The 19632-nt window shown below is 61.2% G+C and carries 18 protein-coding genes and 1 pseudogene; 5 read left to right on the top strand and 14 right to left on the bottom strand.

Features of this window, described 5'->3' with window-relative positions; translation table 11 throughout:
- Positions 1–43 precede the first annotated feature (43 nt).
- From apbC to LOKO_RS06620, 6 genes and pseudogenes are all read right to left on the bottom strand, one after another.
- Positions 44–856 (bottom strand): annotated as a pseudogene (gene apbC, locus LOKO_RS06645) (iron-sulfur cluster carrier protein ApbC); the annotation flags it as partial.
- 134 nt (positions 857–990) lie between these two features.
- Positions 991–2079, bottom strand: a complete 1089-nt coding sequence (locus LOKO_RS19275) for a coiled-coil domain-containing protein (protein ID WP_066446653.1) — start codon at positions 2077–2079, stop codon at positions 991–993.
- A 113-nt stretch (positions 2080–2192) separates the two neighbouring features.
- The gene (locus LOKO_RS06635; protein WP_066446645.1) at positions 2193–2945 is read right to left on the bottom strand and encodes an RNA pseudouridine synthase; all 753 of its coding nucleotides are present in this window, start codon (positions 2943–2945) and stop codon (positions 2193–2195) included.
- A gap of 52 nt (positions 2946–2997) precedes the next feature.
- A complete protein-coding gene (arfB, locus tag LOKO_RS06630; protein WP_066446644.1) occupies positions 2998–3411 on the bottom strand; it encodes an alternative ribosome rescue aminoacyl-tRNA hydrolase ArfB in 414 nt (137 codons plus the stop codon).
- A gap of 75 nt (positions 3412–3486) precedes the next feature.
- Positions 3487–4107 (bottom strand): hypothetical protein, encoded by a 621-nt coding sequence (locus tag LOKO_RS06625; RefSeq protein WP_144439629.1) that lies wholly within the window; start codon positions 4105–4107, stop codon positions 3487–3489.
- A complete protein-coding gene (locus LOKO_RS06620; protein WP_066446639.1) occupies positions 4097–4771 on the bottom strand; it encodes a spermine/spermidine synthase domain-containing protein in 675 nt (224 codons plus the stop codon). The genes LOKO_RS06625 and LOKO_RS06620 overlap by 11 nt, the downstream gene beginning before the upstream one ends.
- A 157-nt stretch (positions 4772–4928) precedes the next feature.
- Here LOKO_RS06620 and LOKO_RS06615 point away from each other — a divergent pair, with 157 nt between their 5' ends.
- A complete protein-coding gene (locus tag LOKO_RS06615) occupies positions 4929–5972 on the top strand; it encodes a serine hydrolase domain-containing protein (RefSeq protein ID WP_083517465.1) in 1044 nt (347 codons plus the stop codon).
- Between the two features lie 10 nt (positions 5973–5982).
- Here LOKO_RS06615 and LOKO_RS06610 read toward each other — a convergent pair whose 3' ends face one another.
- The 5 genes from LOKO_RS06610 to LOKO_RS06590 are packed head-to-tail and all read right to left on the bottom strand — an operon-like array spanning position 5983 to position 11236.
- Positions 5983–7383: a glycosyltransferase family 2 protein gene (locus tag LOKO_RS06610; RefSeq protein WP_066452258.1), complete on the bottom strand. Its 1401-nt coding sequence runs from the start codon at positions 7381–7383 to the stop codon at positions 5983–5985.
- Between the two features lie 14 nt (positions 7384–7397).
- The gene (locus LOKO_RS06605) at positions 7398–8477 is read right to left on the bottom strand and encodes a HEAT repeat domain-containing protein (protein WP_201025364.1); all 1080 of its coding nucleotides are present in this window, start codon (positions 8475–8477) and stop codon (positions 7398–7400) included.
- 52 nt (positions 8478–8529) lie between these two features.
- Positions 8530–9312: a YaiO family outer membrane beta-barrel protein gene (locus tag LOKO_RS06600; RefSeq protein WP_066446635.1), complete on the bottom strand. Its 783-nt coding sequence runs from the start codon at positions 9310–9312 to the stop codon at positions 8530–8532.
- Positions 9312–9701, bottom strand: a complete 390-nt coding sequence (locus LOKO_RS06595) for a response regulator transcription factor (RefSeq protein WP_066446626.1) — start codon at positions 9699–9701, stop codon at positions 9312–9314. Before LOKO_RS06595 ends, LOKO_RS06600 begins: the two co-directional genes overlap by 1 nt.
- Positions 9698–11236 carry a GAF domain-containing sensor histidine kinase gene (locus LOKO_RS06590; RefSeq protein ID WP_158509930.1) on the bottom strand — a complete coding sequence of 513 codons (1539 nt, stop codon included), beginning with the start codon at positions 11234–11236 and terminating at the stop codon, positions 9698–9700. Before LOKO_RS06590 ends, LOKO_RS06595 begins: the two co-directional genes overlap by 4 nt.
- Positions 11237–11967: 731 nt before the next feature.
- Between LOKO_RS06590 and LOKO_RS06585 the strand changes: the two genes are divergently transcribed.
- From LOKO_RS06585 to LOKO_RS06575, 4 genes are all read left to right on the top strand, one after another.
- On the top strand, positions 11968–12891 hold the full coding sequence (locus LOKO_RS06585; RefSeq protein WP_066446622.1) for a YihY/virulence factor BrkB family protein: 924 nt from the start codon (positions 11968–11970) through the stop codon (positions 12889–12891).
- Positions 12892–12932: 41 nt separating this feature from the next.
- A complete protein-coding gene (locus LOKO_RS20115; protein WP_235588957.1) occupies positions 12933–13337 on the top strand; it encodes a hypothetical protein in 405 nt (134 codons plus the stop codon).
- A 256-nt stretch (positions 13338–13593) separates the two neighbouring features.
- Positions 13594–14481, top strand: a complete 888-nt coding sequence (locus LOKO_RS06580; RefSeq protein ID WP_066446620.1) for a LysR family transcriptional regulator — start codon at positions 13594–13596, stop codon at positions 14479–14481.
- A gap of 62 nt (positions 14482–14543) precedes the next feature.
- A complete protein-coding gene (locus LOKO_RS06575) occupies positions 14544–15920 on the top strand; it encodes a hypothetical protein (RefSeq protein ID WP_417935382.1) in 1377 nt (458 codons plus the stop codon).
- On the opposite strand, the gene LOKO_RS06570 is transcribed toward LOKO_RS06575, so the two are convergent.
- From LOKO_RS06570 to LOKO_RS06560, 3 genes are read right to left on the bottom strand one after another with little or no spacing between them, the layout of a single operon-like run.
- Entirely contained in the window at positions 15902–16417 is a 516-nt protein-coding gene (locus LOKO_RS06570; protein ID WP_066446618.1) for a zinc ribbon-containing protein, read from the bottom strand. The genes LOKO_RS06575 and LOKO_RS06570 overlap by 19 nt on opposite strands.
- Positions 16414–17736, bottom strand: coding sequence for an O-antigen ligase family protein (locus tag LOKO_RS06565; RefSeq protein WP_158509929.1), 1323 nt, complete (start codon positions 17734–17736; stop codon positions 16414–16416). The genes LOKO_RS06570 and LOKO_RS06565 overlap by 4 nt, the downstream gene beginning before the upstream one ends.
- A gap of 56 nt (positions 17737–17792) precedes the next feature.
- Positions 17793–19622, bottom strand: coding sequence for an ABC transporter ATP-binding protein (locus LOKO_RS06560; RefSeq protein ID WP_144439628.1), 1830 nt, complete (start codon positions 19620–19622; stop codon positions 17793–17795).
- Between the last annotated feature and the right edge of the window lie 10 nt (positions 19623–19632).

Below are 19632 nucleotides of genomic sequence, written 5' to 3'. Positions count from 1 at the left end.
CTGCGTCAGGCGTCACGGGTGCGTGCCACGCCCAGTCACTGAATCAGTCGCTGAACGAGATGCTTGGCCCTTCATCGGCCTGCAGCCCTTCGACCTGCTCGGCGATCTGGCGAGCCATGGCACGGAAGGTGGCAGTCACATCGCCGTCCGGGTCAGCTACCACCGTCGGGCGCCCACCGTCGACCTGCTCCCGAATCGACAGGGCCAGCGGCAGGCGGCCCAACAGACGGGTCTCGTATTCCGCCGAGATACGCTCACCGCCTCCTTCGCCGAAGATCGGCTCGGCATGGCCGCACTGGGTGCAGACATGCAGGCTCATGTTCTCGACGACACCCAGCACCGGCACGTTGACCTTGCGGAACATTTCGATGCCCTTGCGGGCGTCGAGCAGAGCGATGTCCTGTGGCGTGGTCACAATCACGGCACCGTCGACGGGCACTTTCTGTGCCAGGGTCAGCTGGATGTCACCGGTCCCCGGCGGCATATCGATGAAGAGTACATCAAGATTGTCCCACGCCGTCTGGGTCAGTAACTGCTGGAAGGCACCGGACACCATGGGGCCACGCCATACCATGGGCTCGCGGGTATCCACCATGAAGGCCATGGACATGGCCTGAAGACCGTAAGCTTCCAGCGGTCGCATGCGATTCTCACTGGCCTGCTGCGGTCGAGCGCCCTCAGCCACGCCGAGCATCTGAGCCTGGCTCGGCCCGTAGATATCGGCGTCAAGGATACCGGTACGATACCCCTCGGCGGCCATAGCGAGTGCCAGGTTGACGGCAACGGTGGATTTGCCCACCCCGCCCTTGCCGGATGCCACGGCGACGATATGCTTGACCCCTTCGATCACGACTCGCTCCTTGTGCTGATGGGTGTCTCTCCGCTCGAACTGAGCAAATACTGTTCAGTATAACGCGCAGGAAGCCTGCCAAACGACAAGCGGCGAGCCTGGCTCGCCGCTTTTCCGCTTCCTGGTGGCTAGCGCCAGATTCAAGACTGCTCGGCTTCCTCTTCCTCGGCTTCGTCCTGCTCCTCGTCCTCGTCCTGCTCCTGCTCAGGCTCCTGCTGCTGGGCTCGCTCCTGATCGGACGTACGGAGCTGGAGGTCCTCCAATTCAATACGCCATTCAGAGAGCTGTGCTTCCAGTCGCTGCAGCTGTTGCTGGCGACGCTCGATCTGATCATCGAGCTGGGCCAGGGCACCGCGCCCATCCTCGATCTCCTCCATCAGAGCCTCACGCTCGGCACGCGCCTCTTCAACCTCGGACAGGGTTTCCTCGCGCAGCTCCCTTGCCTCGCCGATTTCGCGTTCCACCTCGTCACGCCAGGCCTCCAGGGCTTCGACGTCGTTCTCCAGGGCGTCGATGGCGGATTCTCGCTCAGCGATCTCGGCGCCCAGCGTATCCAGTTGCTCGTCTGCCGCAGCGATATCCTCTTCGATTACTGCCAGCTCATTATCGGCCAGATCGCGGGCGACCTCGGCCTCCTGGCGCTCATCGACGGCAATCTGGCGCAGCTCTTCGGCTTCCTGGCGAGCCGCCTCGGCCTCCTGGCGTGCTTCTTCGGCTTCCTGACGAGCGGCTTCGGCATCACTGCGAGCCTGTTCCACCGCCTCATACTCGCCACGCACTTCGACCAGCGCCTCTTGTGCCTCGGCCTGCTCAGCCTGGTTGGCTTCGATATCGGCTTCAAGAGCGGCACGCTCCTCCTGAAGCTCACCCAGTTGCCCCTCGACCTCAGCCACTTCGGCCTCAAGGCGCGCAGTTTCGTCGCGGGCGGCTTCCTGCTCCTCGGCCAATGCCGCCTCGGCAGCCTGCTGCTCCTCATTGAGCTCCGCCAGGCGGGCCTCCAAGGCCTCGATGTCCTCACCTGCATCATCACGCGCCTGAAGCTGAGTAGCCAATTGCTGATGATCGTCCTGTAGCGCGGCCAGCTGTTCCTCTAGGGCTTGGCCGCGGTCGCGATGATTACCGGCGCTGTTGTGGGCAAAGATCGCCCAGATCACCGCAAGCAGCGCCACGGCCACCAGGGCCTTGACTCGGTTGTCCTTGTAAAGTGGGCTCTGGGTATTTTCCGACATTGGCAAGACCCTCTCTCTGGTAAAAGATGCCTGGCATCGAGCGATGACAGACGCGTACCGTCATGAATCAGCATACATATGCATCAACCATGGTGAAAGGGAACCAGAAAAGCTCAGAAGCGCTCTCCAAGCTTCAGGTACCGCCACTGGCCCGGCGGCACGCGCCCCAGCGACACCCCGCCGATACGCAGCCGCTTGAGGCTCAGCACCGTCAGCCCGACGCTCGAGCACATCGCTTCAATCTGCCCTGGCACCATCCCCTTCACAGCAAAGCGTAGATGGGTTTCGCTCTGCCGGCTGACTTTGCAGGGTGCAAACTTCCGGCCTGGCTCACTGTTGCCACCGCGTAGCGCTTCCAACTGCTCGTCGCTGAAGGTGCCATCGACCTCGACAACCACCTCTTGCTCAAGTCGCGCCGTATCCTCATCTAGCCGCCTCACCACACGCCTGTCCTGGGTAACGACCAGCAAACCCGAGCTCCCTTTCTCCAGCGGCAGCATCGGCTGCAGCCCACGGAAATGCGCCTTCAGCGGGCTCAGCCCGGCAGGGTCGTCAAGCCAGTGCGTTCCCGGCGCGATACTATCCCGCATCCACTCTCGCTCCTCGCCAGCAGCGAGGCCGGGAGGCGCGTTCAGCAGCAGTGTGACGGGCGGAATTTCATTTGCCCTGGCGCCGGGACGTAGCTCGACACGCTCCTCGCCCACCTTGAACTGCGGCTCCTCCACGATGTCGCCATCGACCATAACCCAGCCCCCGGCAATGTAGAGCTCGGCCTCGCGGCGTGAACAGGGCAACTGTCGCGCCAGCCGCTTGGAGAGCCGTTCAGTGGTGGATGGCGTGGGTGCAGCGTTATCAACAGCAGTCATGGGATGTCTCGAATGGTGTGAGGGTAAGGCAACAGCGCCGCCTGACGAATGATCAGGTTTCCACCTTGCCGCGCATGGCCTTGTGCTTGCCGCGCTTCTTCTTGCTGTCCAGTCGGCGCTGCTTGGCCCCCTTGCTCGGACGGGTCGCGACCCGCTTCTTGGGTGCGTACATCACGCTCTTGATCAGGGCCTTGAGTCGACCGAGCGCTTCGGTACGGTTCCGCTCCTGGGTACGGTGCGACTGGGCCTTGATGATCACCACCCCGTCACGAGTGATGCGCTGGTCGTTGAGTGCCAGCAGCTTCTCCTTGAAACCTTCGGGAAGACTGGACGCGCGAATGTCGAAACGCAGGTGAATCGCCGTCGACACCTTATTGACGTTCTGGCCGCCCGCGCCCTGGGCACGTACCGCCTGCATGTCGATTTCGTGGTCGGCAAGCATGACCTGACGAGAAAGTTCCAGCATATTGTCTGCCTTATGCCGCGTCACGCCGAAGCGCGGGGCAACGTGAATTTTGACCGGACGAATGTGCAGCGGCGATCAGCGGGCGTCCTGCGGCGATTCGATCTGCCAGCGGGAGTACCAGGGAATGCCCTGGATATCGATTTCCAGCTGGCGAAGCCATCCCGCCACCACCAGGTTCGACTGGTGGGCGGCCCAGTAGGCTCGCGGGTGCGGCACGAAATGAAGGCCGAACTCTTCACTGTATACCGGCTCGGCCTCACCTTCGAAATGCGCATCGAGTCGGCGCTGCAGCGCCCTGACCCGGGCCGCCTCTGCCTGGAGCGGATAGGTCCGGACCAGGCCTTCCGGCGCCAGCCTCGAAAAGTCGCCGGGCCCCGTCACGTCCTCGTGAACGCCACGTCCCAGTGCACTGGCGGTCGGCACCAGCATTGCCGCGGCGCCTGCCAGGAAGTGGCGGCGTCCTTCCACATACCACCGCCATTCCCCGTAACTGTAACGAACCATGCCGCCCTCCTCCCGCGGCAGGACCAGGCTGGCATGACGACCGTGATCGATCAGGTAGACATCCAGCGGCTGAGCGAGCTCCGCCGGGGCAGGTGGCATGACGCGGCCGGTACAGCCGGAAAGCAGCAGGACAATCAGCAGAAGGCATATCCAGCGCAGTGTGACCACGAACGAGTTCATATCAACAAGCAAGCCATATCCTGTGTTTGGCCCCTTTGCCCGGCCGATGGGCACGTACCGTGACCTCTTCCACCAGGAGTCCGACCCGGCGCAGGCGCTCGGTGAATGCGGGGTCCTGCCCCGCTGACCAGATCGCCAGCACGCCCTCCGGACGCAGCGCCTCCTGGGCGGCGGCGAGTCCTTGAGGTGAGTATAGCCAGTCATTTTCCTTGCGCGTCAGCCCCTCGGGACCATTGTCGACGTCGATCATGATGGCGTCGAAGCCGCCAGGCTCCCGACGCAGCAGCTCGCCGACATCGCCCAGGCTGACGACGGTACGAGGGTCGTTCAACGGATAGCCAGCAGCGGCACCCAGCGGCCCCCGGTTCCAGTCCACGACGCCGGGCACGAGCTCGGCGACGACGACCTCGGCACTCTCGGGCAATGAACGCAGCGCGGCCGCCAGCGTAAAGCCCATGCCAAGGCCACCAATCAACACCCGGATACCGGCACGATTGGCAATACGCTCGCAGGCAAGCTCGGCCAAGGCATCCTCGGAGCCGTGCAGACGGGTATTCATCAGTTCCCCGGGACTGCCGGCGATACGAATGGAGAACTCGTCATTGCGCTGCAGCAGGCGCAGCTCACTGCCCTTCCCAGGAATACTGGCAGTACCGATCACTTCGAATTTAGCCATGGTGCCTCATTGGCGAGAGGGAACGCGTAAATGCCCGCAGCCATGCCAGGGCCCCTGCTGCTGTTCAGCACCCGGCAGGGGAACCAATCATCCCGTCCCGGCTCGAAACTCGGACCGCAAGTGCATCGACACCTGGACGGATAGCGAGGAGGGAACCATGACAGCGGCGACACTGCGAAGGCGGCTACCCAGACGGTATCCGATACTTCTCACTATTATGCTGGCCTTGGCGGCGACTTGCCATTCACTTGCCAGCGAAGCCGGCTCCCAGCGGCTGAGCGAGAGTGCTCTCCAGCGCCTGAAATCCGAAGCCGGCGACATCTCACGCCTGCACACTCTCGTTGTCGCCGAGAACGGAGAGATCGTGCTCGAACGTACCTATGCCGGCCCCGGGAGCGATCAGCCGGCCAATATCAAGTCTCTCTCCAAGACCGTGCTCGCCGCTCTGGTAGGCGCCGCCATCGAGCAAGGCGTGATCGAGGGCGTCGACCAGCCCGTCGTGGACCTGCTCGGCCCCCTGGTGCCCAATGACATCGATCCCCGGGTGGGAGATATCACCGTCGGTCATCTGCTCTCGCTGCAGGCCGGGCTCGAGCGCACCTCCGGCGCCAACTATGGCGCCTGGGTAGCAAGCGACAACTGGGTCGCGAATGCCCTCAGGCGTCCTTTCGTCGACCACCCAGGCGGACGGATGCTCTACTCTACCGGCTCGAGCCACTTGCTCTCTGCCGCATTAACCCAAGCCAGTGGCGACAGCACTCTTTCCCTGGCCAGGCAACTTCTCGGCGACCCGCTGAACATCGCCATTCCCGCCTGGCTCCGCGATCCACAAGGCATTTTTTTCGGTGGCAATGACATGCAGCTGTCACCTCTGGCGCTGATACAGGTTGGCGAGCTCTACCGGCTAGATGGCGTGATCGATGGCACCCGTGTATTGCCTGAAGGCTGGGTGGAAGCTTCGTGGACGCCCCGAGGCACCTCGGCCTGGACCAGCGACGGCTATGGATACGGCTGGTTCGTCACCCGCCTGGGCGGCGAACAGGCCTACTATGGCCGTGGCTACGGTGGCCAGGCACTCTATGTGATTCCCGAACGAGCACTGACCGTAGCCATCACCTCTGACCCGATGCCACCGTCACCCGGCGGGCAATTCCAGCAACGGCTGCACGCCCTGGTTGAGACTCTGCTGGCACCCGAGTGAGACAGCTGGTTCATTGCCCCCACTGGCCGCTACGCCTCATCACCCCCCACTGGTGCTTGCGTCGCGTAAACCATTGCCAGAGCCCGCGACAGCGCCAAAGAGTATTGAGCTGGCGATAGCCGAAGTTCTCCAGTATCGCCACCAGAAACAACTGCAGCATGTCTCGGCGCCGGGAATATACACGAAACGACAGGGTCTCGAGCAACAAACCATTGACCGACAGCAGTATGCCCATACCAATAGCCACCAGGAGGAATACCGTGAGCGCCACCGGCGAGATGACCCCGAAGGAAAATCCGCCAATCATAAATGCATAGCCGGCCAATTCGATCAGTGGCCCCAGCCATTCGAATAGTGCCATGAAGGGCCAGGCGAGGTGCCCCGGGGCTCCACCTCGTGGGCTTGTCGCTAGCCTCACATGGCGACCCAGGCTCTCAGCCAGGCCACGCTGCCAGCGGCTGCGTTGGCGGCCCAGGGTACCGAGATCCTCTGGTGCCTCAGTCCAGCAAATCGGATCGGGCAGGTAGCTGATGCGATAGGAAATGCGCCGCTGGCGGTGATGGCGATGCAGGCGTACTACCAGCTCCATGTCCTCCCCCACCGTCGAAGTCGAATAGCCACCCACCGCCATCACCCGCTCACGATCGAACAGCCCGAAGGCTCCCGAGATGATCAGCACCGCATTCATCGGCGACCAGCCCAAGCGCCCGAACAGGAAGGCACGCAGATATTCGACGATCTGGAAACGCGCCAGCAGGCTGGTGGGGATCCCCGCCTCGAGCAGGAAGCCGCCGCGCACCGTGGAACCATTGGCAATCCTCACCGTGCCCCCGGCGGCTACGGTCCGTTCATCTTCAAGGAATGGCTGGACGACCCGCAGCAGGCTGTCGCGCTGAAGGATTGAGTCGGCGTCTACGGCACAGAACAGGCCATGCCGCGAGGCGTTGATACCGGCGTTGAGCGCATCCGCCTTGCCACCATTCTCCTTGTCCAGCACCTTGAGGTTGGCGTAACGCCGCGACCGATAGATCCCCCGCACTTCCTGATGGGGCACCGCACGGCGCAACGGCTCGGGATGAGGCTCCATCTCGAAGGCCTCAAGCATCACAGCCAGGGTGTCATCCTTTGAACCATCATTGATTACCACCACCTCGAACTCGGGATACTGCAACTGCAGCAGCGACAGCACCGAGGTGCGAATGGTCTCCGCCTCATTGTAGGCCGGCACCAGTACCGAGACTGCGGGTTCAACCCCCAGGTACGGAGCCTCTTCGCCGAGTTCGGCACGCTGGCGCATGTAACGCCGCAGGCTGACCATAGACAGCAGGTTAAGCGACAGATAGCCCCCATTTAGCAACAGGAAGTAGCCGATGAAACCTACTTGCCCCCACCACAGCCAATTGATGCTCATGCCACCACCCGACATCAGCGCACCCCCTCGGCCATGGCCCGACGCAGTGCGTCGCGCCCGTAGCGATCCTCGAGACGCTCCAACAGCTCAGTGAGTCGCTCGGGCTCTATTCCAGGCAATTCCACCAGACAGTCCGCCGCGGCCTGGCGTACCCACCAGCTGCTATCGGCGAGCCGGGCTTCCAGCAGAGTGATGTCCTCGGTGCCGGCCTGCCGACGAAGCGCCTGTACCGCTGCCAGGCGCACCTCAGGCGAGGGACTGTCCAACTGCGAGGCGAGCAGCATCCGGTCACGCGGGTCGCGTAGCTCACCCAGGCAACGCAGCGCTGCACAGCGAGTGGTGTCGATCGCCTCGCGGTCCTCCTCTACGCTGCTCCAGGTCAAGCAACGCCTCGCCCAAGGCGCCGCTCGCGAAGGGGGAGCCCAGTCGATCAGTGCTACCATCCGGAGCGACCAGTTCGACGCGCTTTCGAGCTCTGCCAGCAGCGGCGTGCCGACGGCGTCGCGACCGGCCTGCTGGCAGAGTGCACGAAGCCGCGGCATAGCCCAGTCGCGACGCTCGCCAACCAGCGGTATCAAACGCTGCATGGCACGCGTCGGGTCCATGGCCACCAGCGCCTGGGCTGCGGCCATACCCACTACCGGGTTGCGCACCTCTAGCAGCGGCGAAACCGCCGACCAGTGGCGCACGTCAGCCAGGTAACGCAGACAGCTCAACGCCACAAGCTGGCGGTGAACGGCCCGAGTCCTGAGCATGGCAAGCACCCAGTCGGTCATGCCCAGGGCATCGAACATGGTATTGAGACGCTCACGGGCCGAACCACGTAGCTGTCGCTGCACGCGGCTCCACAGCAGCAGGAACCAAAGCTGTTCTTGCTTGCTGCGTGGCGTCCCGCTCACCGCCACCGAACCCGGCTCACTGAGACTCCACATCGCCAGTTGCGGCCGCCATATATTCACGAAGGCCCTTCGACGACGCGCGCGGCGGCCCGCCAGCTCAGACAGCACCAGCACCTGGACCATCACCAGCAGGGTCAAGGCAACCAGAGCCAGCGCGCTGTATATCGCAAGCCGCAGCATCGGATCATCGGGCATGAGCGACATCCAAGCCAGGGTATCGACAGCCTGACGCCACATCGCGGCCGGCTCAAAAGGCATGGCGAAGGCCCAGTTGCATGCCATAGCGATCATGAATATCGCCCTGACTCAAGGCCCCAAGCTCCCAGTTAATCGCCCACTCCGGGTGAAACCAGTGGCGGCCACGCACAGCAAAGGCGGCAACGGAGGAGACGGTCACCTCGCCGTCACGAACGACCTCCTCTTCACGACCCAGACCAGCGCGCAGACCCACCACGCTGCGTTCGCCATAGTAATGGTCCAGCGCCACGGCATGGCCTACCGGCGTACCCGCCCCCTGCACATCGCTGACGTTGAGGGTATAGGCCATTCGCCACGCGCCCCAGTACCGCTCGATACCCAGCGCCAGGCGGTCGACCCGCGAGTCGACGTACTCGGTATGTCGCAGGCTTGTACTGCCGACGAAACCCGCCGTCAAACGACGCTGCAAACGCAGATCGGCGTACCAGTCGGGAAGAAAGTCGGGGCTGAAAGCGCTGCCCACTTCGGGCTGCAGCACCCAATCATCACCGAGGGGAACGGCTGCCCCGAGCTCGACACCCTGGTCCCATAGCGCATAGCGGCGCTCGCGCAGCGCCGCTCCATACCAGGTAATGGCCCCCGGCTGCCCTGTCTGCCAATCCAGCCGCTGGGCCTGCCAGTCGGCAAACCCGCTGTCGACCCATTCATAACGCTGGGAGATTTCGACTTCGGTCCGTCGCTCCTCTGCAAAAGCCGGCGCAGCGGAGAGGCTGGCAGCAAGCCAGCTGCCGACAAGCCAGCCGCAACCCTGGCAGAAACAACGACGACGCATCAACGCCTCCTCATGAAGCGGCGCATCCGCGCCAGCAACTCGTCGGGTTGGAAGGGTTTGGTCACGAAGTCGTCGGCGCCCAATTCGAGGGCGCGCACGATGTCCGCTTCACGGGCCTTGGCGGTAAGCATCAGCACAGGAACATCCTGCCAGGCCGGCAAACCACGCAAACGCTCGAGCACCTCGAGGCCATCATGGTAGGGCAGCATGATATCGAGCAACACCAGCCCCACCGGCGGCGATGAGGCGAGGGCCTCCAATGCCTGACGACCGTCAGCTGCGTGGGAGACCTGATAACCGTTACGTTCGAGCAAAAAGCGGATCAGAAAGGCGATGTCCTCTTCGTCTTCGATCATCAAGATACGGGGAGCAGAATCGGACGCACTCATATCGCCTCCTGGTCGACGTCATCATATATTGGCGCGAGGCATGGCAGGCGCACCCGAAAACAGGTTCCTTCACCCGGCACCGAGGTGAAGTCGATATCCCCACCCATCGCATGAACCAGGCTGCGAGTGATGGCAAGCCCGAGCCCACTACCACCAACACGTCGCCGATCGGAGCCATCGGCCTGGGCAAATCGCTCGAAGACCCGCGGCTGGAAGGCCAGTGGGATCCCCTCACCTCGGTCGCTGACTGTGATTTCAAGCCAGTCCTTCCCGCCACGCCGCAGGTGCATCAGTGACACCGATACTGTGTCACCGGCCGGTGAATGCTTGCTGGCATTGGAGAGCAGGTTGGCCATCACCTGGGCGAAGCGATCGGGATCGAGTAACACCTCTCCGTTTGCCGCAGGTGGCACCAGCGACAGGGCGACCCCAAAGCTCTCGGCATACAGGGCGTTGTCTTCCAGTGCCTGCTCAATCAGCGGACGCAGTGTAAAACGCTGTTCATGCAGCTTGAGCTGGCCTGCTGCAAGTTTCTCAATATCGAGTATGTCATTGATTAGCCGCACCAGCCGTCGACTGTTCTTGTTAGCAATACTCACCAGCGGACGGGCGGACTCTGGCAGCTCGCCGGCCAGACCGTTGTCGAGCATATCCAGCGCACCGCGGATCGCTGTCAACGGGGTGCGTAGCTCATGGCTGACCGTAGCGATGAATTCACCCTTCATCTTTTCAATCTGCAGCCGCTCGGTAATGTCACGCGCTATCGCCAGATACTCACCATGTGCAGGCACCACCCTCACCTCATGAACGGTATCTTCCCCATCATCCTGCCATATGAAACTGGGCATGTTGTCCTTGCCATGCAGCGCGAATCGCCGCCTGAGTTCATCGGCAAAGGGCTCATTGGCCGGTGTCGCAACATCCAGGCGTGTAACAAGCCCTGTTTCATCCAGCAGGTAGAGCGCATCGGGAATCGCTTGAAGCAGGGCCGACAAGCGCTGAGTGGTATTCGTCAACACCCGTTTCTGTTCAACCAGTTGAACCCGCAACTGATGCTCTCGCAGCAGCTCCTCCACCTGGGCGGCCAGTTGGTCAAGCCGATCGTGATCCTTGGCCGACAGGGTGCGTGGAAGATGATCCATGAGGCACAGGGTCCCCACGGCGTGACGCCCATCGGGGCGTAACAGCTGACCTGCATAGAAACGGATATGCGGCGGACCGATGACAAAGGGGTTGTCATGAAAACGCGCATCTTCCCGCGCATCTTCCACCACCAGGGCCGTATCGCTGACCACGGCATGTGCACAGAAGGAGATGTCTCGGTGAGTCTCGCACCGCTCAAGCCCCGAGCGCGACTTGAACCACTGGCGGCGCGCATCCACGAGCGAGACCACGGCGATGGGAACCTGGAACAGGTCGCAGGCAAGGGAGGTCAATCGGTCAAAACCGGGGTCAGGCGGGGTATCGAGTATCCCGAGCTCATACAGCGCGGCAAGTCGTAGATGCTCATCCTGAGGGTTGGCGGGTCTTGGCATGGACATCCGTGATTGTTGATGTAGCGGTAGCTCTCATCCTGAATCCTATCAAGGCTTATCCAGCTTCACTACCTACCGTACCCGAAGGGCAGCCTGCAGCTGCGATTCGTTCTGAAGAATACTGAGGGATACCTACGCAACGATTCGATTGAGCAGCGTTTCCTTGACGGTGGATGCCAACGATAGTGGCTTCCACCGCACTTATTGACGGCGTTGGTCGCAGATGGTTCTGCTGAGGAAATTGGCCGAACTGAAGTCCTGATGGGACCTGACGGGAACTCAAGGGTGCTCAGCTCAACAATGCCGAGAAGGCAACAACCGGGCGAGGGCGAGGCGAAAGACAACAGCTGGCACCATTGCTAAACGGCCTCGTCCTGCTACCCGACACGCTATCAGCGGAGTCCAAGCATCGAGAGGATGAAGAGGACAACGACGATCAAGCCGATGATATAGATGATATTGCGCATTCAGCACTCCTTGCTGGCAGGATAAATGGGGAAACGCATGACGAATCTGCTCTCTTCGTCAGCTTCCAGTGTAGCGAACCTGCTGGATTCAGCCAGCGAGAGAGGAAATCAAGTACACCTTGGTTGTCGATTTTCGAGTAGCCTAATACCTTAAACAGAGTAGAAATGTAGCCTGGCAGTGACAGGGACGGCGCAAGGGAAAACATCGCAGCACTCACTGCTGACGGTCGGTAACAGCAATCTGAGCACAAGGACGGCAAACGCATGTCTCGAGCACGCAAAACGCGGAACGTCCTTATCGTTCTACTCCCCCAGGTGGGGAGTTTTCTCTGGCGTGTCCTGTCCGCTTTCCTGCGCAACCGAGGCATCCTCCTGGCCGGAGGAGTCGGCTACAATATCCTGCTCTCCATCGTCCCCTTGTTCGCCCTGATAACGGTATTATTGACGCAGGTCGTTCAGGAACAGATTCTGCTCGACGTGCTCAGCGTCCAGGTGCTGCACCTGGCCCCGGCCCACGCCGAGCTGCTGATGGATGCCGTCCGCGCCCTGCTCGACTCCCGTGATGCCATCGGGCTGTTCGGCATACTGATACTGCTGCTCTTCAGCTCCTTCGCCTTCCGCATGCTGGAGGATGCGCTGGCGATCATCTTCCACGCTCCCGACCCGCACAAGGGACGCAGCATCTGGGTCTCGGTGCTGCTTCCTTACGCCTTCATGCTGGTACTGGGGACCGGTCTGATGGCACTCACCCTGCTGGCCACACTGGCTGAAGCCATCAATGCCCTGTGGATAGCCATCTTTGGCCGAAACATGCCCCTCGCCGGCCTTTCGGAGCCGCTGCTCAACCTGTTCAGTTTCTTCGGAGTCTTCATCCTGTTCAGCGCCATCTACAAGGTGCTGCCGGTGGTAAAAATAGCCCTGAGACGCGCCATCGTGGGTGGCTTCGTAGCGGCACTGCTATGGGAGGGGGTGCGGCTGATACTGGTGTATTACTTCGTCAATCTCTCCTTCGTCAACGTCGTCTACGGCTCTTTGGCCGCCCTCATCGTGGTGTTGCTGAGCCTGGAGGTGGGGGCCATCATCCTGCTACTGGGGGCACAGGTGATCGCAGAGCTGGAGTACAACGCGCGTCGAGGGCTACCGTGGCACGTGGACCCACGCCGAAAGCCGGTCACCCATCTGGATTGAAGCAGGCGGCCGAACGACAGAACCTGTTCGGACCTGCATCAATGGCATGTTCAACGAGGCCGCTGGGCCCGGTCGGTCCGCAGGCGCCGTGGCCATCGCCAAGAGCCTGCCCGGCGAGAAGGAGCGCCAGCACATCCTCAACGCCGCCCAGCGCAACATCCTGCAGATGCTCGGCGTCAACGAGAGCGAGCTGGAGAGCATGCTTGGCGANGCGCGATCACTCCGATTCTGGCTCCAGCTACGAGGGCATCGCCCTGCCTCCCCCTCTGCAAGGCGCCATCGCCAAGCGGCGCGCCGAGTTCATTGCCGGGCGCCTGTGCGCAAGGCGAGCTCTATGGCTCCTGGACGGCCGGAACGCGACGCCAGGCATGAACGAAGACCGATCCCCCTGCTGGCCTGCCATATCGTTCTCCCGGGCTCTGGGGCCCTTTGCCTGTCCGGTCTGAAATCGTCGCTTGCACGCGGCTTGCCCGGCGACAGGCCTTCGCGGAGGCGCTGTGAACCCATCCCTGGGCGCTACATTCGCCATCCATGGCGAATGACCTCCGCTACGACCTGCCCCCGGCGCCGCTTGGCGCTTGGCGCTTCATTTGTGTCAATCAGTCTTGCGCGACTCGACCATAAAAGCAATTCATGTTATTTATTCATTGGATTCCATATTGGAATTCCAATTGGAAGACATCACTTCGACAAGGGAAGCCCGTGGATACCCAGAGCCTTCAGGCCTTTCTCGCCGTGGCCGACAGCGGCAGTTTCTCCCGGGCAGGCGAGCAGTTGCACCTGACCCAGCCCGCGGTCTCCAAGCGCATCGCCACGCTGGAAGACCAGATCGGCGCCCGCCTGTTCGATCGTATCGGCCGTCGCGTCACGCTGACCGAAGCCGGTCGAATCCTGCTGCCGCGCGCCCGGCAGATCCTGGTCATGGTGGACGACAGCCGACGGGCGCTGGTCAATCTTGGTGGCAGCGTAGCCGGCAACCTGACCATCGCCACCAGTCACCATATCGGCCTTCATCGCCTGCCGCCGCTGCTCAAGGCCTATACACAATCCCACCCGGAAGTACGCATGGACCTGCGTTTTCTCGATTCGGAGCAGGCCTACCAGGGCGTACTCGACGGTGAACTGGAGCTTGCCGTGGTGACACTGGCCCCGCACCCCGATCCGCAGTTGCTTGTGGTGCCCGTATGGGACGACCGTATGTGCTTCGTCTGCGCCCACGACCATCCTCTGGCCGGGCGCGGCCGGCTTTCGCTCCACGAGCTATGTGCCTTCGACGCCGTGTTGCCCGGCCCCCTGACCTTCACCCGCACGCTGATCGAGTCACGTTTTGCCGCCATGGGCCTTGAACTGCCGGTAGCACTTTCCACCAACTATCTGGAAACGCTGAAGATGATGACTGCCATCGGCCTGGGCTGGAGCCTGCTGCCGGAGCGGCTGGTAGCTGGCGAACTGCATGAGCTCGATGTGGATCACCCCGCCATTCATCGTTCCCTCGGCTATGTGGTGCATCGTAGCCGCACGCTTTCCAACGCCGCCAGGGCCATGCTGGCACTGCTGGACGAGGCGCAAGACGTGTCGAGTCGCCGATAACAAGCCAATATTGTTAGACTGCTCACAATAGCCCTCGACTCCGCCTGGAGCCCAACGCCACCGTGTCCCTGCCCGACTCAACACCGACGTCCCTGCGTCATGCCCTGGCGGGCGTGCTGATTCTGCTTGGATTGGTGCAGCAGATCCTCGCCTTTGCCGGAATCGTCATACTGCCACATGGCGTCGGCTATGCGCTGTGGCTGGCTACCCTGTTGCTGTGGCCAGACATCCCCAGGCGCACTCGTTGGCAGGCCGGGGCATTGACCGTCATAGGCCTGGGGCTGTTGATCGCATCCCGCTGGCGCTACGAGGCCGCGATAGCATGGCCCACCATCACCAGCGGCAATACCCATGTGGTCGCGATGCTGGTGGGGGTCAGCTTCATCGGAATACTCGGAAATCGGAGCAGCTCGAAGCGCCCGCTCGGCCATCCGGTAACGGGGCAACGCGGCACACTCGGCACCTGGCTCGGTGTCCATCTTCTCGGCACGATCCTGAACCTATCAACGGTCTTCATGATCGGAGACCGCCTGGAACGGCGCGCCCCGCTGACCACGCCCCAGCTGCTGGCCCTCAACCGTGGACTGTCCAGCGCCGCGCTGTGGTCGCCTTTCTTCGCCTCCATGGGCGTCGTGATGACCCTTGCGCCCGACATGGAGTACTCGCGGGTACTCATCATCGGACTACCCTTGGCCCTGCTGAGCGGTGTTCTCACCACACTCGAACTGTCACGACGCTTCGATCTTGCGGAGGTGGCAGGATTCTCGCTATCGCCCCGTAGCCTGCTGATGCCGGTTACCATGGCAAGCCTGGTCATGCTATGGCACTTCAAGCTGACACCAGAGCTCGGCATCGTCAGCATCAGCACCTTCTTGCTGCCGGCAGTGGCATTAGCCAGTAACCTGCCGGCCGGCCCGCGCTGGACACTTTACCGCGTTCGTCAGCACACTTTGATGCGGCTGCCCGCTATGCGAGGGGAGATTGCGCTGTTCCTGTCAGCTGGGCTGCTGACCCTTGGCCTATCAACCGCTATCGCCGCGGCGACAGGCAGTGAATGGACCCTATTTGCCCACTTCGGCGCGTGGGAGGCGATTCTCAGCTTTCTAGCCATTGTCGCCAGCGCCATTGCCGGACTGCATCCCATCATCGGTGTCTCGGTCCTGGCGTCGATGCTCGACCTGGGTGCAGACCGCCAGACCCTGTTCGCCTTCACGGCCCTGGCATCCTGGGCGGTCGGCACTTCGGTAGGACCGCTCTCGGGAATCAACCTCTCTCTGCAGGGACGTTACGGCGTGAGCGGCTACCGCATGATGAAACACAACCTGGTTTACGCGCTGGTCATGAGCGGCCTGGTGATTGGGGCCATACTGCTGCTGGACCAAGTTTCACAGACCGCTCAGGCGTTTTATTCGGGTCACACTTACTCGGAAACGCGATAGAAGTAGCGATGCCCACACTGGTGGCAGGGCTCGATGCGGGTCACACCTTCGAGTTCGACCACCGCATCGCAGTGAACGCAAGCCATGCGCCCCGGGGCGGCCACCTCGCCTTCGCAGTAATCGGCGCGGGCGGCTTCCAGGTCCTCCTTCAATCGTTCATTGTCGACGATGCTGCGGTCTGCAATGGAGAGCAGCGACTCCACCACCCGACGGGACAGCTGATCGAGATCGATCCCGAGCCAGGTGGCGACACTGCGGCCACCGGCGTTCAGGTAGCGGCGCATGTCGACAAGGTCACGCTCGACCCAGGCGCGCAACAGGGCCAGCTCATCCTTGGTGAACTCTTCGAGTTCCGCCTCGAACTCCACCGCCTCGTCGAGTTCATGCTGCAGGTTCTCCCAGGTCAGGTCACGGGCACCCTCCTGCATACGAGCCAGCAATCGCTCATAGCCTTCACGCAGGCGATGTTCGCGATGGGGGTCGGTACTTTCGCTCATGATCTGCTCCTTGAACGCTGGACGATTAATTCGCCCTTATCATCTGCAATATAAGGGGTTCTATGCAATGGAGGCGAACTGATTGGCAACGTTCGCAGTGTCTCTTCATACGCACGCAGCGTCACCCAACACAAGACACACAGCCCCAAATAGCCACTCAACCCCCGCAGATCACGCAGCATCGACTGGGTGAGTCCGAAGTCAAAAAATGCCACCGGCACCATCATGCCTGCTGCCGCAAGCACCTGGAGGCCAGGCTCATGACCAGCCCGGCGCAGCTTCTTCCAGAATATCCAGAGTGGAATGCCATAAAGCAACAGCAGGCTGGTAGCACCTAACAGCCCGCGTCGGGCAGCCGTATCGATGACCTCGTTGTGCAGCTGCATGTGGATAACCACCCGATCATAGACTCGCCCCTCTTCTGCCAGATCGCCCAGCGCCTTCTCCATGCGGTGCTCGCCGAAACCCAGTAGCGGTTTCTCGCTGATCAGCATTACGCCAGCGCGCCAGAGTTCCAGGCGCACCCCCAGAGAGCTACCGGCATCCCCACGCTGCCAGTAGCGCTGAGCATCATCAGCGACCTGGCCCACACGTTCGCTCACACCGCTCTGCGGCAACAAGATGGGTACCAGCATCAGCAATACCAGTCCACCAGCGCCTAGCCGCAGATGACGCAAAGGCAGGAGGTCCCGCGCAGCACGGTAGACAATCAGAAGGACAAAGGGTAACGCTACCCATCCACCTCGAGTTCCCGATAGCAACGACCCCAACAGACCGAGGAGAGCAGCCACCATCGCCAATATCAATAAGCCCACATGCCGGGGCCTTTGACGACGCAAGCACCACAGCACCGTTAGCAGGGATAGCGAACCAAGCAGCAATGACAGGTTACCGAAAGGGATGGCGTTGATGCCGTTACTGGCACGCTCCACGCCCAACACGACCCGCTCGTAAAGGGCTATGGTTCCCGCTCCCAGGGCACCGCAGCAAGCTCCCCACCATAGCATACGGGGGTTGGGGGGATAGCAGCGCATTCCAACCAGTATCAGCGCGGCCACTAGCGGCCATATCGGCAGAAGCTGATAACCGGCGCCATCTACCATCGGCCAGTAACCTGAACGCCAAACATCCAGCAACCAGATACCGCCATAGAGCACAAGCGCCAGGCATAGCCAGGCATCATCCCTGTCCAACCGCCATTGCGGTGCGCGTCGTAACGTCAAAGCGCCCACGGCCAGTACCAGAAGTGCAAGCAGGGCAACAATCCTGTAAGCCTCTGGGATCAAGACCAATAAGGCGACGAAGGCAAATACAAGCACGCCGTTGGCTCGGCACACAGATCTCTCAGTTATCATGCGCATGCCAGCCAGTGCGCTCAGTGAGTTTCGGCATCGACTTCCCGATAGTGATGTGCCTGGCGCTTGAACAGTTCGCAGTAGATCCCTTGCTGCCTGATCAGCTCATCATGGGTGCCGGATTCGCAGATCTGCCCTTTATCCATGACATAAATATAGTCGGCCATTCTCACCGTGGAGAGACGATGGCTGATGACCAGAGCTGCACGATGATCGATACGTTCGCGGAAATTCTCGAAAAGCTCGAACTCTGCGCCCGGATCCAGCGCACTGGTCGGTTCGTCGAGGATAATAATATTGGAACGGTGCATGAAGGCTCGTGCCAAGGCGATCTTCTGCCACTGACCGATACTCAACTCCTGCCCTCCATCGAACATCCTGGTCAAGGGAGTATCGTACTGCATCTTGAGGGAATCGATGAACGGTGCCGCACCAGCATTGATAGCCGCTGCCTTCACTGCCGGCGTGTCCTCGGGCTCGCGAATATCGCCGAAACGAATATTATCACGGACGGTGGCGGCATAGTGCGTGTAGTCCTGGAAGATCACGCTGAAAACGCGGCGATAGTCCTCGACCCCAAACTCTCGCACATCGATACCGTCAAGTGTGATTCTACCCGATGTTGGATCATATAGCCGGCATAACAGTTTGATCAGCGAGGTCTTTCCCGATCCATTCGCACCTACCAAGGCGACTATCTGACCGGGCCTGATCGTCAAATTTATATCCCTCAACACCGGGATATCAGTACCAGGGTATGAGAACCCGACATTCTCGAAAGCGACCCCTGAGCTAAGCACACCGGGCACTTTCACGGGGTGCTCGGGCTCGCTGATCGAGGGGCGGATATCCAGAAACTCGAATAGCAGGCCAATATAGAGATGATCCTCGTAGAGCTTGGAAAGCTGCTGGACCAGCTCCTGCCCCATTGACTGGGCACGCTGGAAAATCAACAGGAACAGCACCAGGTCGCCCACACTGTTGCGACCTTCCGCAGTCTGCCAGGCGAGAAAGCCCAGTGAGCCGAAGAAAGCAACCGAGGCAATGCTGGCCACTACCAGTTCAACCATGGTTCGCCGCTTGGTGATGGCAAGCTTCTCTCTGCGAATCGTTCCCCGCAACTTGGAATATTGGTTACGCAGATAATCGCCCAACTGATTGAGACGCAACTCCTTGGCATTGATATCAGAAGTCATCAGCCAGTCAAGATAGCCGGCGCGGCGCTCCATCTGTGTCCTGCGCCGCTGCCACTGATATAAGTATCGAGTAAAATAGATTCGCACCAGAAGCGCGGGCACGATGGCTATCAACAATACGGGCAGCAACAGCCAGTTGATGGTGATGATCAGTATCACCACTGCCGCCAACATCAGGCTGTTCTTGCTCAACATCATTAAGTTACTGACCACCTGAGCGGGTCGCTGATTGCCTGATTGGCGCGCTCGCTCAAGAGTATCGTGGTACTGTGGACTTTCATAAAAGGCCAGGTCTGCCCTTACTGCCCGCGAATGCACTTCGCGGTCAACAAAGTCAGCCACCAACATTCCCTGTGCTTCGCGAGCGAGGCCAGACAGCCCTCGTGCAGTGATGAACGCCACCGTACATGCACCGGTCAGGGCCACGAAAAGTAATACCTGGGTTAGCCCACCTTCTGTATCCGCACTCCCCAGCATTTGGGTGACGACGTCCACCAGCTGCTTGAGGAGGTAGAGCACCGCTAACCCAAATGCCACTTCCAGAGCCATCAGTAGGGTACTGAGCAGCGTCCACTTACGACTACTCTGCCAGAGCATCGGCAGAATGCGACGCAATGAAAACACCGGTGCGAAAAACTTATCGGTTTGAATCATGAGCAGCCGC

The sequence above is a fragment of the Halomonas chromatireducens genome (genome assembly GCF_001545155.1).
GTDB classification, from domain to species: Bacteria; Pseudomonadota; Gammaproteobacteria; order Pseudomonadales; family Halomonadaceae; genus Halomonas; species Halomonas chromatireducens.
The sequence above is the reverse complement of the archived record's forward strand: the minus strand, read 5'-3'. Positions and strand labels throughout refer to the sequence as shown.